This is a genomic window from Kineococcus vitellinus (assembly GCF_009906315.1).
Lineage (GTDB): Bacteria > Actinomycetota > Actinomycetes > Actinomycetales > Kineococcaceae > Kineococcus > Kineococcus vitellinus.
Window position 1 is genome coordinate 1 of sequence record NZ_JAAALL010000009.1, and the last position, 12,411, is coordinate 12,411.

The window sequence follows — 12,411 nt, forward strand, 5'->3', positions numbered from 1 at the left end:
CCCGCGAGCCTCCCGCTGAGCCCTCCCCCACGGCCGCGGCCTCGACCAGCGGCCTGCTGGCGCGGGAGGGCTCGCGGGCGGGGTCCCGGTGAGCCGCCGGGCCGCCGGTCCACCACCCGTGCGTCCCGACTCGAACACTCTGTGTCGCAACGTGTCCGCCGTCTCAGGGAACTTCGGTCGACGGCACGGGCGTGTCGCGCGCCGCCTCGTAGCGTCTGGTGCAGGACGACCCGACCGGGTCGCCTGACCGAGGGGGTACCGCGTGCAGGACGCCGACTACCGGCGCCTCGTCGAAGACTCCCCGATCGCCACGTTCCTGGTGCGGGCGGGGCGGCGGGACCCCGACCGCACGCTGCTGTGGGCCAGCACCGCGGCGCTGGAGCTGCTCGGGCGCGGGGCCGGGGAGGTCCTCGGCCGCCCGCTGGAGGAGTTCGTGCACCCCGCCGACCGCGAGGACGTCGCCGCGCTGCTGGCGGCGCAGGCCCCCGCGCAGCGCGGCGCCCTCGAGTGGCGGATGCTGCGCGCCGGCGGCGGCACCGCCACCGTCGAGGTGCTGACGGCCGCGGTGGTCACGAGCGGCGAGGGCGGCGAGGACGTGCTGAGCCTGTCCTGCTGGGACGTCTCCCGGCACGTGGAGCGCACCCGCGACCTCACCCACCGCGCCACCCACGACCTGCTCACCGACCTGCCCGACCGCGGGCTGCTGGAGGACCGCTGGGCGCAGGCGCGCTCGCGGGCCCGGCGCAGCGGCGTGGCGCCCGTCGTGGCCTTCTGCGACGTCGACGACCTCAAGCGCGTCAACGACCGCCACGGCCACGCCGCCGGCGACGCCGCCCTCGTCGCGGTCGCCGCCCGGCTGCGCAGCGCGGCGCGCGGGGAGGACACCGTCGCCCGCTTCGGCGGCGACGAGTTCATCGTCCTCGTCGAGGCCGCCGACGTGGAGCCCGAGGTGCTCGCGGCGCGGCTGCGGGAGGCCACGGCCGCGGTGCCGGTGCAGCTGCCGGACGGCACGTCCACGAGCCTGTCGTGCAGCGTCGGCCTCGTGGTCGACGACCTCGCGCGCTCGAGCGCCGAGGTGCTCGCCGAGGCGGACCGGCGCATGTACGAGGACAAGCGCCGCCCGCGCTGAGCGTCCTCCCCGGCGCGTGCGCCCGGCGGCCGGGACGTAGCGTGCGCTGGCGTGAGCCGACTGCTGGAACCCCTGACCCTGCGAGGCACCACCTTCGCGCACCGCGCGTGGGTGTCGCCGATGTGCCAGTACTCCTGCGACCCCGACACCGCCCCCGGCGTGCCGCACGACTGGCACCTGGTGCACCTGGGCTCCCTCGCCGTCGGCGGCGCCGCCCTCGTGGTGACCGAGGCCGCCGCCGTCGTGCCCGAGGGCCGCATCACCCCGCACGACGCCGGCCTGTGGAACGAGGAGCAGGCGGCGGCCTGGGCGCGCATCGTCGCCTTCGTGCACTCCCAGGGCGCCGCGGCGGGCGTGCAGCTGGCCCACGCCGGCCGCAAGGCCAGCACCCACCGCCCGTGGTCGCCGGTGCAGGGCAGCGTCCCCGCGCAGGAGGGCGGCTGGGTCACGGTCGGCCCCAGCGCGCTCGCCCACGGCGACCTGGCGGTGCCCGCCGCGCTGGACGGGGCGGGGCTGCGGCGCGTGGTGGAGGCGTTCGCGGCGGCCGCCCGCCGCGCCGAGCAGGCCGGCTTCGACGTCGTCGAGCTGCACGCCGCGCACGGCTACCTGCTGCACCAGTTCCTCTCGCCGCTGTCCAACCACCGCACCGACGCCTACGGCGGCGACCTCGCCGGCCGCAGCCGGCTGCTGCTGGAGGTGCTGGAGGCCGTGCGCGCGGTCTGGCCGCAGGACAAGCCGGTCTTCGTGCGGCTGTCCACCTCCGACTGGGTGGAGGGCGGCTGGGACGTGGAGGACTCGATCGAGCTGGCCCGGCAGCTGGCCGCCCGCGGCGCCGACCTCGTCGACGCCAGCTCCGGCGGCAACGACCCCGGCCAGCGCATCCCCGTCGGCCCGGGCTACCAGGTGCCCAACGCGGGGCGGGTGCGGCGCGAGGCGGGCGTGCCGGTGGCCGCGGTCGGCCTCATCCTCGAGCCCGCCCAGGCCGAGCAGGTCCTCGTCAGCGGCGAGGCGGACGCCGTCTTCCTGGGCCGCCCGCTGCTGACCGACCCGCGCTGGCCCCAGCGGGCGGCGCTCGCGCTGCACGACGTGCGCGCCGTCGCGTGGCCCCCGCAGTACGTGCGCGCCACGCGCGAGGACGTCCCGCTCGTCCAGCCGCGCGGCTGAGCACAGAATGGGGGGGTGACCGGCCAGCTGCCCTCCACGACCCTCACGGGCCGCCTGCTGCTCGCGACGCCGTCGCTGACCGACCCGAACTTCGACCGCACCGTCGTCCTCGTGCTCAACCACGACGAGGACGGTGCGCTCGGCGTCGTCGTCAACCGTCCGCTGGACGTGGACGTCGACGCCGTGCTGCCCGGCTGGCAGCCGTTCGCCACGGCGCCGGGCAAGCTCTTCCAGGGCGGCCCGGTCGCCCTCGACTCCGCCCTGGGCCTGGTGGCGGTGCCGGGGGACCGGCCGGACCCGCTGGGGGTGCGGCGCGTCTTCGGGTCGGTCGGGCTGGGCTCGGTGGGGCTGGTCGACCTCGACACCCCGCCCGAGGCCGTCGTCGCCGAGCTGTCGGGCCTGCGCATCTTCGCCGGCTACGCGGGCTGGAGCGCCTCCCAGCTGGAGTCGGAGATCTCCGAGGGCGCCTGGTTCGTCCTGCCGGCCGAGGCGCGCGACCCCTTCTCGGACACCCCGCGGACCCTGTGGTCGCAGGTGCTGCGCCGCCAGGGCGGCGACCTGGCCCTGGTGGCCAGCTTCCCGGCGGACGTGACGCTCAACTGAGGCGGCCCCGCCGCCCGCCGCCGCCGCGTAGCATCGCGCCATGAGCTCGCCGACCGACGACCCGTTCCGCACCCGGCCCGAGCAGGCGCCGTCGACGACCCCCTCGCGCACCGCCGTCCTGGACCGCGAGGAGCAGGCCGAGGAGAAGGTCGAGCCCGGCGACCACGAGCGCTTCGCGCACTACGTGAAGAAGGAGAAGATCATGGAGTCCGCCCTCTCGGGCGACCCCGTGATCGCGCTCTGCGGCAAGGTGTGGGTGCCCGGGCGCGACCCCAAGCGCTTCCCGGTGTGCCCCACCTGCAAGGAGATCTACGAGAGCCTGACCGGCGGCGGCGACGGCGGCGGGGACAAGGACTCCTGAGCCCGGCGACCCGCGCGCCGCTGCCGGGGCGCGCGTCCACCGGTCGTCTACGGTGGACGGACCGATGAGCACGACACACCACGAACCCCAGCTGGCCCTGTCGGGCACCACGTCCGGTCCCGTCGTCGACGCCCCCGGCGCCGCGGCCGCCCGGCCCCTGCGCGCGTGGCAGCACGCCGCGCTCGAGCAGTACTTCGACCCCGCCGCGGGCGAGCGCGAGGACTTCCTCGTGACGGCGACGCCCGGGGCGGGCAAGACGACGTTCGCGCTCGCGCTGGCCCGGCGGCTGCTGGACTCGCGGCGGGTGGACCGGGTCGTCGTCGTGGCCCCCACCGACCACCTGCGCACCCAGTGGGCCGAGGCGGCCCACCGCGCGGGCATCGAGCTGGACCCGACGATGACCAACGCCGTGGGGCCGGTGCGCGCGGACGTGCGCGGCTACGTCACCACCTACGCGCAGGTGGCGGGGCACCCGATGCTGCACCGCGCCCGCGCCACGGCGCGCAAGTCCCTGGTGATCATGGACGAGATCCACCACGCGGGCGACGGCCTGTCGTGGGGCGACGCGGTCTCGGAGGCCTTCGGCGACGCCCGCCGGCGGCTGTCGCTGACGGGGACGCCGTTCCGCACCAAGGTCGACGAGCGCATCCCCTTCGTCAGCTACGTCGAGGACGACGGCCCGGACTCCGAGGGCGGCCTGCGCAGCGCCGCCGACTACACCTACGGCTACAAGGAGGCGCTCGCCGACGGCGTCGTGCGCCCCGTCGTCTTCGCCGCCTACACGGGCACCTCCCGCTGGCGCAACTCCGCCGGCGAGGTCGTGGCGGCCTCGCTGACCGACGCCAGCACCAAGGCCGTGGAGTCGCTGGCGTGGAAGACGGCCCTGGACCCGCGCGGGGACTGGGTGCCGCACGTCATCGCGGCGATGGACGAGCGGCTGAACCACCTGCGCGAGCACGGCATGCACGACGCCGCGGGCCTGGTGCTGGCCTCCGACCAGGAGGACGCGCGCGCCTACGCCAGGATCGTGCAGCGCGTGACGGGGGAGAAGCCGGCGCTGATCCTCTCCGACGACCCCAAGGCCTCGCAGCGCATCTCCGAGTTCGCCGAGGGCGACCAGCGCTTCGTCGTCTGCGTGCGGATGATCTCCGAGGGCGTCGACGTGCCGCGCGCGGCCTGCCTGGCCTGGATGACCTCCTACCGCACGCCGCTCTTCTTCGCCCAGGCCGTCGGCCGCGTCGTGCGCTCGCGCCGGCGCGGGGAGTCCGCGACCGTCTTCCTGCCCGCCGTGCGCCCGCTGCTGGCGCTGGCCGCGGAGATGGAGAGCGACCGGGACCACGTCATCCCGCCGCCGGCGCCGGCCTCCTCCGAGGACGTCGACGAGGGCGGGCTGGACCTGCTGCCGCCGCCGGAGCGCGAGGCGGGCGGGCCCAAGGAGTACGAGGCGCTGGAGGCGCAGGCGGAGTTCGCGCACGTCCTGCACGGCGGGCGGGCCGTCACCGGCGCGCTGGAGCCGGTGCAGGTGAGCGCGGAGGAGGAGGACTACCTCGGCCTGCCGGGCCTGCTGTCCCCGGAGCAGACGGCCACGCTGCTGGCCCAGCGCGACGCGGAGATCCGCAAGCGCGCGGCGAGCCCGCGCCCGGCCGCCGAGGAGGACGAGCCCGAGGCCGCGGCGCCGGCGGAGGGGGCCGAGGAGGCCACCTGGCACACCGCGGCGCTGCTGCGCAAGGAGATCCACGGCCTCGTCGGGCGCATCGCGGCCGGCCGGCAGCTGCCGCACGCCACCGTCTACGCCAAGGTCCGCACGGCCGTGCCGGGGCCCCCGTCCGCCTCGGCGCCCGTGGAGGTGCTGCGCCGCCGGCGCGACCACCTCCTGTCCCTGCTCTGACCGGTAGGTTGCGACAGTGCCCGAGATCGTCCAGCGGACCATGGTCCGCGCTCCCGTCGCCGACGTCTTCGAGGTCTCCCTCGACCTCGACGTGGAGCGGGTCGCCGGCCGCCGCTACCGGGTCCGCGCCGTCGAGGGCGCCGGGCGCACCAGCGGCCGCATCGAGCTGGGGGAGAAGGTGCGCTGGCGGCTGCGGGTGCTGGGCGTGCCCCTGACGCACACCTCGCACATCGTCGAGCTGGAGCGCCCGCGCCGCTTCGTGGACCGGATGGAGCGGGGGGCGTTCGCGGAGTTCCGCCACGAGCACTCCTACGAGGCCGAGGGCCCGCAGATGACGATCATGACCGACCGGATGTCCTGGCGCTCGCCGTGGGGGCTGCTGGGCCGCGTCGCCGACCTGCTCTTCGTCACGCGCACCCTGCGCCAGCTGCTCGCGGACCGCAACTCCGAGATCGTCCGCCGCTTCAGCTGAGGAACCGCCCGGCGCCGCCGCCCGTTGGGTCGGCATGGGTTTCCTGGACTCGCTGAAGAACAAGGGCCTGCTCGCAGGCGACCAGCTGAAGACGAAGGTGGGGCAGTTCAAGAGCAAGGACTTCGCGGAGGCCAGCATGGCCACCTGCGCGCTCATCGCCGCCGCCGACGGCAGCATCGACCCCGTGGAGCGGCAGAAGACCGCCGCGTTCATCGCCAGCAACGACGTGCTGTCGGTGTTCGACGCGGGTCAGCTGCGCGAGTCCTTCGACCGCTGGTGCGGCAAGCTGACCGCCGACTACGACTTCGGCAAGATCGAGGCGCTGCAGGCGGTCGGCAAGCTGCGCAGCAAGCCCGAGCAGGCCCGCGCGGTCGTGCAGGTGGGTCTCGTGGAGGTGCTCGGTCCAGCGGGCCCGCACCCGTCGCGTCCGGTTCCGCGCCCTCGCTGACGAAGGCGCCCCGGCTCGGGGACGAGGGCCACCGCGGCGCCCCGCACACCCCGGCGCAGCAGTACCCGCCCTCGCAGTACCCCGCGCCCGGGGTGCGGGCCATCGCCACCCCCGACGGCCAGGCCCTGGGCAACCTGGGGCTGCGGCTGCTGGCCCGCCTGGTCGACGGCCTGCTCGTCGCGCTCATCGCCGCCGCGGCCGGCTGGTCGCTGCTGGAGCGCATGGCGCGGGTGATGCTGGAGCGGATGGACGAGCTGTCCCCGGGGCAGACGCTCTCGCCGTTCGCGCTCGTGGGCGACCCGGCCATCACCTCGGCCTCCTCGACGTTCACGCTCGTGCTGCTCGCGGTGAGCGCCGTCTACACGGTCCTGCCGCTGCGGTTCTACGGCGCCACGCCCGGCAAGGCGCTGTGCGGGCTGCGGGTGCGCGACTGGCACCGCCCGGGGCTGCCCGGCTGGGGGCAGTGCATCGCCCGCTGGGCCGGCTGCGACCTGCTGGGGCAGGTGCTGGGGATCTGGTACCTCGTCGACTTCCTGTGGCCGTGCTGGGACCAGCGCCGCCAGGCGCTGCACGACAAGTTCGCCCGCACGGTCGTGGTGCGCCGCTGAGGCCGCTCGCGCGGGGCGCTCAGCCCTGCACGACGGGGTCGCCGACCAGCGCGACCCCCGCCCCGCGCAGCTGCTCCAGCGCCGCGTCGACGCCCTCGCGGGAGATCCCCGCCGTCAGCCCCAGCAGCACGGTGGTGCGCAGCCCCTCGCGGGCGGCGTCCAGGGCGGTGGCGCGCACGCAGTGGTCGGTGGCGATCCCCACCACGTGCACCTCGTCGACGCCCCGGGCGCGCAGCCAGTCCGCCAGGCCGGTGACGAGCTCGCCGCCCTCGGCCGTCACCGACGTCGTGCTCCCCTCGAAGCCGGAGTAGGCGGCCGCGTACTGGCCCTTGCGGAAGACCGCCTCGATGCGCCCGGTCTCCAGCGCGTCGTGCAGCAGCGCGCCGTAGCTGCCGGCCCGGCAGTGCGGCGGCCAGCTGTCGACGAAGTCGGGGGTGTCGGAGAAGTGCGGGCCGGGGTCGACGTGGAAGTCCTGGGTGGCCACCACGTGCTCGTAGCTGATGCCCCCGCGGGCCAGCAGCTGCGAGATGGACGCGGCGATCTCGTCGCCGCCGGCCACGGCCAGCGAGCCGCCGGGGCAGAAGTCGTTCTGGACGTCGACGACGACCAGCGCGCGGGTCACCGGACCCCCTCGGGCGCGAGCACCGTCGTGGGGATCGCGGGGTCGCCCTTGGACAGGGCCAACCCGTCCCAGGGCAGCGTCACCAGCGCCCGCCGCAGGTGCTCGCGGGCGGCGCGCAGGTCCGGCAGGTCCGGCACCCGCTCGCCGTCGACGACCAGCGGCACCTGCAGCGGGCGGTCGTTGGGCTCGCGCGGCGGGGCGGCGCCCACCCCGAGCACCTCGTCGGTGGCGGTCCCGGTGGGCCGGTGCCGGCGCACGGCCACCTTGCGCCCGCCCTGGGTGGTCTTGGACGTGGAGCGCTTGGCGACGGGGCGGCCCTCGACCTCGACGAGCTTGTAGACCAGCCCCGCCGTCGGGGCGCCGGAGCCGGTGACCAGCGAGGTGCCCACCCCGTAGCCGTCCACGGGGGCGGCGGCCAGCGCGGCCAGGGCGTACTCGTCGAGGTCGCCGGAGACGACGACGCGCGTGCCCGTGGCGCCGAGGGAGTCCAGCTGCTCGCGCGCCTGCACGGCCAGCACCGCGAGGTCGCCGGAGTCGATGCGCACCGCCCCCAGCCGCGGGCCGGCCACCCGCACGGCGGTCTCGATGCCGCGGGTGATGTCGTAGGTGTCCACCAGCAGCGTGGTGCCGACGCCGAGCGCGGCCACCTGCGCGGCGAAGGCGGCCTCCTCGGTGTCGTGCAGCAGCGTGAAGGCGTGCGCGGAGGTCCCCGAGGTGGGGATGCCGTAGGTGGCGCCGGCCTGCAGGTTGGAGGTGGAGGTGAAGCCGGCGAGGTAGGCGGCGCGGGAGGCGGCCACCGCGGCCTGCTCGTGGGTGCGCCGCGACCCCATCTCGATGATGGGGCGGTCCTTGGCGGCGGTCGCCATCCGGGCCGCGGCCGCGGCGATGGCGCAGTCGTGGTTGAGGATCGACAGGAGCACCGTCTCCAGCACGACGGCCTCGGCGAAGGTGCCGGTGACGGTGAGGATCGGCGAGCCGGGGAACCACAGCTCGCCCTCGGCGTAGCCCTCGATCGAGCCGCCGAAGCGGTAGGCGCCCAGCCAGGCCAGCGTGCGCTCGTCGAGGACGCCGCGCAGCCCGTCCAGCACCTCGGGGCCGAAGGTGAAGTCGCGCACCGCGTCCAGGACGCGCTCGGTGCCGGCGACGACGCCGTAGCGGCGCCCCTCGGGCAGCCGCCGCCCGAAGACCTCGAAGGTGCAGCGCCGCTCGCCCGTCCCGTCGGACAGCGCGGCCTGCAGCATCGTCAGCTCGTAGTGGTCGGTCAGCAGCGCGGTGCTCGCCATCGGCTCAACGTATCGGCAGGCCGCCTAGAATGCCGTGCGTGCCTCCCGCCGTGACCGCTCCCGTGGAGCTGGACCGCCCCGAGGCCGACCTCGCCTCGGTCCCCGACACGCCCTGGGTCACCCTGGTCTGGAACGACCCGGTGAACCTCATGTCCTACGTGTCCTACGTCTTCCGCACCCACTTCGGCTACTCCGAGGCCAAGGCGGACGCGCTCATGCTCGACGTGCACCAGAAGGGTCGCGCCGCCGTGAGCTCGGGCAGCCGCGAGCAGATGGAGCGCGACGTCGAGGCCATGCACGGCTACGGCCTGTGGGCCACCCTCCAGAAGGACGAGTGAACGACCCTGGCCACCTTCCGCCGTTCCCGCCACGGCCTGTTCTCCATCACCCTGCAGCCCACCGAGGCCGACGTGCTGGCCTCGCTGGCGCGCGAGGTCCTGGAGCTGCTGGAGGTGCCCGAGCGGGCGCCGGAGCGCCCCGTCGACCCGCTGCAGGCCGAGCTGGGCCTGGCCGACCTGCCCTCCTTCGACGGCCCGCTGGAGGACCCGGACCTGCTCGCCGGGGGTGCCGGGCCGCTGGGCGCTCCCGAGGACGAGGTGCTGCGCCGGCTGCTGCCGGACGCCTACGGCGACGACCCGCAGGCGGCGGCGGAGTTCCGCCGCTTCACCGAGCGCGGGCTGCGCGAGCGCAAGGCGCAGAACGCCCGCGGCCTGCTCGCCACGCTCGCCCCGGTGGAGGGCCAGGGCGGGCGGGTGCAGCTGGACGCCGAGGGCGCGCGCACCTGGCTGGCCGCGCTCAACGACGTCCGGCTGGCGCTGGGCACCCGGCTGGGCGTGCGCGACGACGTCGACGCGTTCGCGGAGCTGGACGAGGACGACCCCGCGCGCTGGGCGTGGGCGGTCTACGACTTCACCACGCACCTGCAGGAGACGCTCGTGCGCTCGATGGGCTGAGGAGGGCGTGGACGTGAGGGCCGACGCGACCGGCGGCAGGACCGGCGACAGCGACCTGCCGATCGGCATCTTCGACTCCGGCGTGGGCGGGCTGACCGTGGCCCGCTCGGTGCTCGACCAGCTGCCGCACGAGTCGATCCACTACGTGGGCGACACCGCGCACAGCCCGTACGGGCCCAAGCCCATCGCCGAGGTGCGCCGGCTGGCGCTGGACGTGCTGGACCGCGTCGTGGAGTCGGGCGTGAAGATGCTCGTCATCGCCTGCAACTCCGCCTCGGCGGCCATGCTGCGCGATGCGCGCGAGCGCTACGACGTGCCCGTCGTGGAGGTCATCCAGCCGGCCGTGCGCCGGGCCGTGCGCGCCACCCGCAACGGCCGGGTCGGAGTCATCGGCACCCGGGCGACGATCTCCTCGCGCGCCTACGAGGACGCGTTCGCGGCCGCGCCGCACCTGGCGCTGACCACCGCGGCGTGCCCGGCGTTCGTGGAGTTCGTCGAGCGCGGCACGACCTCGGGCCCGGAGCTGCTCAGCGCGGCGCGCGGCTACCTGGCCCCGGTGGTCGCCGCCGACGTCGACACCCTCGTGCTGGGCTGCACGCACTACCCGCTGCTGATGGCGGTGCTGCGCAGCGTCGTCGGCGACGACGTGACGCTGGTCTCCAGCGCGGAGGAGACCGCCTTCGACGTCTACCGCGAGCTGGCCGCGCGCGAGCTGCTGCGCCCCGACGACCGGCCCGCGCCGCGGCACCGCTTCACCGCGACAGGAGATGCGTCAGCGTTCCGGCAGCTCGCGCAGCGCTTCCTCGGACCGCGCTTCGGCGCCGGCGAGGCGTCCGCGCCGGTCGTGGTCGACGAGACGGGACCGCTGCACCTCGGGGCGCTGTGAGCGGCGGCAGCGGCTGAGCGGGCACGGGCACCTCGACGGCGGGGTGCGAGGACCAGCCGGCGAGGGCGGAGACGGGCTGGCTGCGTGCACCGTCGGTGAACTCGACGACGCGGCGGCCGAGGTGGCCGTGGGCGTGCACGGCGGCGACCTCGCGGACGACGAGCCCGTGCAGGGGCAGGGCCGTGAGGTGCAGCGGCCGGAGGACCACGCCTTCGTGGTCGGCTCTGCTGGTGGCGATCCGGTCGCCGGGGCGCAGCGCCCGTGTCGTGCGGAGGACCATGGGGGACATGGTGGCGCCCGGAGCTGGGCTTCGGCTGGACATTTCACCGATCCGCTGCCGCGCCACCCCGAACGACGCAGGATCGTGACCGTCCGTGACAATCGTTGCAACACCGTGTGTTCGCCGAGTCGCTGACCGTCACTGCCGGGGCCGGGAGCCCGTCCCGCGGCGGGTGCGGCCGGGTGAGAGGCTGCACGGGTGACTGAGGCGACTCCTGCTCCCCGCGCGGACGGCCGCGCCCCCGACGAGCTGCGTCCGGTGCGCATCACCCGCGGCTGGCTCGACCACGCCGAGGGCAGCGTGCTCGTGGAGTTCGGGCGCACCCGCGTGCTGTGCGCGGCCAGCTTCACCGAGGGCGTGCCCCGCTGGCGCAAGGGCTCGGGGCAGGGCTGGGTGACCGCCGAGTACGCGATGCTGCCCCGCTCGACGAACACCCGCAGCGACCGCGAGTCCGTCAAGGGCAGGATCGGCGGCCGCACGCACGAGATCTCCCGCCTCGTCGGCCGCAGCCTGCGCGCGGTCGTCGACACCCGCGCGCTCGGCGAGAACACGGTCGTCCTCGACTGCGACGTCCTGCAGGCCGACGGCGGCACCCGCACCGCCGCGATCACCGGCGCCTACGTCGCGCTCGCCGACGCGGTCGCGTGGGCGCGGGGCAGGGGGCTGGTCAAGGCGTCCGCGAAGCCGCTCACCGGCTCGGTCAGCGCGATCAGCGTCGGCGTCGTCGACGGCCGCCCCGTGCTGGACCTGCCCTACGTGGAGGACGTGCGCGCCGAGACCGACATGAACGTCGTCGTCACCGGCGACGGCCGCTTCGTGGAGGTGCAGGGCACCGCCGAGGGCGTGCCCTTCGACCGCAGCGAGCTCGACGCGCTGCTGGACCTGGCCGTCGGCGGCTGCGCGCAGCTGGCGCGGCTGCAGGCGGACGCGCTGGCCGCGGCGCCGGCCGGGGCGGCTCCCGGGGCGCCGGCGTGAGCGGGCCCGGCCGCCGGGTCGTCCTGGCCACCCGCAACGCCCACAAGACCGGCGAGCTGCGGGCGGTCCTGGCGCCGCTGCTGCCCGACGTGGAGGTCCTGGGGCTGGACGCCTTCGAGGACGTGCCCGAGGTCGCCGAGACCGGGGTGACGTTCGCCGAGAACGCGCTGCTGAAGGCGCGCGCGGTGGCCGCCGCCACGGGCGTGCCCGCGGTCGCCGACGACTCCGGCATCGCCGTCGACGTGCTCGGCGGGGCGCCGGGCATCTTCTCCGCGCGCTGGTCGGGGCGCCACGGCGACGACGGGGCCAACCTGGCGCTGCTGCTGGCGCAGGTCGCCGACGTGCCCGCCGAGCACCGCGGCGCCGCGTTCGTGTGCGCCGCGGCGCTCGCGCTGCCCGGCGGCGGCGAGGCCGTGCGCACCGGTGAGCTGCGCGGGCGGCTGACGAGCGCACCGGCCGGCGGCGGCGGCTTCGGCTACGACCCCGTCTTCGTCCCCGAGGGCTCCTCGCGGACCCTGGCCGAGCACACCGCCGCGGAGAAGAACGCCGTCAGCCACCGCGCCCGCGCCTTCACCGCGCTGGCCCCCCTCGTGGCCGACGCCCTGGCCGGGCGACCCATCCCCGGGGCCGGCGGCTCCGAACCCCCGGGGTGAGGACGCCGGGGGAGCAGCGGGAGAGCGCGACGACCGGTGCGGAGGGGAGCCCGGGACCGCAGCGGCGGCCCCGGACGCACCGGCCG

General features: G+C 75.9%; 15 protein-coding genes. 13 read left to right on the plus strand and 2 right to left on the minus strand.

All coding sequences use genetic code 11. The annotated features are described in order from the left end of the window. Positions 1 to 262: 262 nt before the first annotated feature. The 8 genes from GTQ99_RS01880 (at position 263) to GTQ99_RS01915 (ending at position 6,673) form a co-directional block, all read left to right on the plus strand. On the plus strand, positions 263 to 1,129 hold the full coding sequence (locus tag GTQ99_RS01880) for a diguanylate cyclase domain-containing protein (RefSeq protein ID WP_166614049.1): 867 nt from the start codon (positions 263 to 265) through the stop codon (positions 1,127 to 1,129). A 51-nt stretch (positions 1,130 to 1,180) separates the two neighbouring features. Next, complete coding sequence (locus tag GTQ99_RS01885; RefSeq protein WP_166614050.1) at positions 1,181 to 2,293, plus strand: oxidoreductase; 1,113 nt, start codon at positions 1,181 to 1,183, stop codon at positions 2,291 to 2,293. 15 nt (positions 2,294 to 2,308) lie between these two features. After that, positions 2,309 to 2,896: a YqgE/AlgH family protein gene (locus GTQ99_RS01890; RefSeq protein WP_166614051.1), complete on the plus strand. Its 588-nt coding sequence runs from the start codon at positions 2,309 to 2,311 to the stop codon at positions 2,894 to 2,896. Between the two features lie 40 nt (positions 2,897 to 2,936). After that, the gene (locus GTQ99_RS01895; protein WP_166614052.1) at positions 2,937 to 3,257 is read left to right on the plus strand and encodes a DUF3039 domain-containing protein; all 321 of its coding nucleotides are present in this window, start codon (positions 2,937 to 2,939) and stop codon (positions 3,255 to 3,257) included. Positions 3,258 to 3,321: 64 nt separating this feature from the next. Further along, positions 3,322 to 5,145 (plus strand): DEAD/DEAH box helicase, encoded by a 1,824-nt coding sequence (locus tag GTQ99_RS01900; protein WP_166614053.1) that lies wholly within the window; start codon positions 3,322 to 3,324, stop codon positions 5,143 to 5,145. Positions 5,146 to 5,161: 16 nt separating this feature from the next. Beyond that, a complete protein-coding gene (locus GTQ99_RS01905; protein WP_166614054.1) occupies positions 5,162 to 5,617 on the plus strand; it encodes an SRPBCC family protein in 456 nt (151 codons plus the stop codon). A gap of 34 nt (positions 5,618 to 5,651) precedes the next feature. Next, entirely contained in the window at positions 5,652 to 6,065 is a 414-nt protein-coding gene (locus GTQ99_RS01910; RefSeq protein WP_166614055.1) for a tellurite resistance TerB family protein, read from the plus strand. A 92-nt stretch (positions 6,066 to 6,157) separates the two neighbouring features. Then, the gene (locus GTQ99_RS01915; protein WP_166614056.1) at positions 6,158 to 6,673 is read left to right on the plus strand and encodes an RDD family protein; all 516 of its coding nucleotides are present in this window, start codon (positions 6,158 to 6,160) and stop codon (positions 6,671 to 6,673) included. Between the two features lie 19 nt (positions 6,674 to 6,692). Here GTQ99_RS01915 and GTQ99_RS01920 read toward each other — a convergent pair whose 3' ends face one another. Together GTQ99_RS01920 and GTQ99_RS01925 are read right to left on the minus strand one after the other, a co-directional pair. Continuing rightward, positions 6,693 to 7,295, minus strand: a complete 603-nt coding sequence (locus GTQ99_RS01920) for an isochorismatase family protein (protein WP_166614057.1) — start codon at positions 7,293 to 7,295, stop codon at positions 6,693 to 6,695. Beyond that, entirely contained in the window at positions 7,292 to 8,578 is a 1,287-nt protein-coding gene (locus GTQ99_RS01925; RefSeq protein WP_166614058.1) for a nicotinate phosphoribosyltransferase, read from the minus strand. The genes GTQ99_RS01920 and GTQ99_RS01925 overlap by 4 nt, the downstream gene beginning before the upstream one ends. Positions 8,579 to 8,607: 29 nt before the next feature. On the opposite strand from GTQ99_RS01925, the gene clpS reads away from it, so the two are divergent. The 5 genes from clpS to rdgB all read left to right on the plus strand — a co-directional run bounded on the left by clpS (position 8,608) and on the right by rdgB (position 12,325). Further along, positions 8,608 to 8,916, plus strand: coding sequence for an ATP-dependent Clp protease adapter ClpS (clpS, locus tag GTQ99_RS01930; protein WP_166614059.1), 309 nt, complete (start codon positions 8,608 to 8,610; stop codon positions 8,914 to 8,916). Between the two features lie 6 nt (positions 8,917 to 8,922). Then, positions 8,923 to 9,531, plus strand: coding sequence for a DUF2017 domain-containing protein (locus GTQ99_RS01935; RefSeq protein ID WP_205706623.1), 609 nt, complete (start codon positions 8,923 to 8,925; stop codon positions 9,529 to 9,531). A gap of 13 nt (positions 9,532 to 9,544) precedes the next feature. After that, on the plus strand, positions 9,545 to 10,417 hold the full coding sequence (murI, locus tag GTQ99_RS01940; protein ID WP_338074656.1) for a glutamate racemase: 873 nt from the start codon (positions 9,545 to 9,547) through the stop codon (positions 10,415 to 10,417). A gap of 478 nt (positions 10,418 to 10,895) precedes the next feature. Beyond that, complete coding sequence (rph, locus tag GTQ99_RS01945; RefSeq protein ID WP_166614060.1) at positions 10,896 to 11,672, plus strand: ribonuclease PH; 777 nt, start codon at positions 10,896 to 10,898, stop codon at positions 11,670 to 11,672. Continuing rightward, positions 11,669 to 12,325: an RdgB/HAM1 family non-canonical purine NTP pyrophosphatase gene (rdgB, locus tag GTQ99_RS01950; RefSeq protein WP_166614061.1), complete on the plus strand. Its 657-nt coding sequence runs from the start codon at positions 11,669 to 11,671 to the stop codon at positions 12,323 to 12,325. Before rph ends, rdgB begins: the two co-directional genes overlap by 4 nt. Positions 12,326 to 12,411 lie beyond the last annotated feature (86 nt).

Bases quoted from the DNA above. Each gene is read 5' to 3' on its own strand.
- GTQ99_RS01895 (WP_166614052.1), top strand. From the start codon at position 2,937: ATGAGCTCGCCGACCGACGACCCGTTCCGCACCCGGCCCGAGCAGGCG.
- GTQ99_RS01900 (WP_166614053.1), top strand. From the start codon at position 3,322: ATGAGCACGACACACCACGAACCCCAGCTGGCCCTGTCGGGCACCACG.
- GTQ99_RS01910 (WP_166614055.1), top strand. From the start codon at position 5,652: ATGGGTTTCCTGGACTCGCTGAAGAACAAGGGCCTGCTCGCAGGCGAC.
- GTQ99_RS01925 (WP_166614058.1), bottom strand. From the start codon at position 8,578: ATGGCGAGCACCGCGCTGCTGACCGACCACTACGAGCTGACGATGCTG.
- clpS (WP_166614059.1), top strand. From the start codon at position 8,608: ATGCCGTGCGTGCCTCCCGCCGTGACCGCTCCCGTGGAGCTGGACCGC.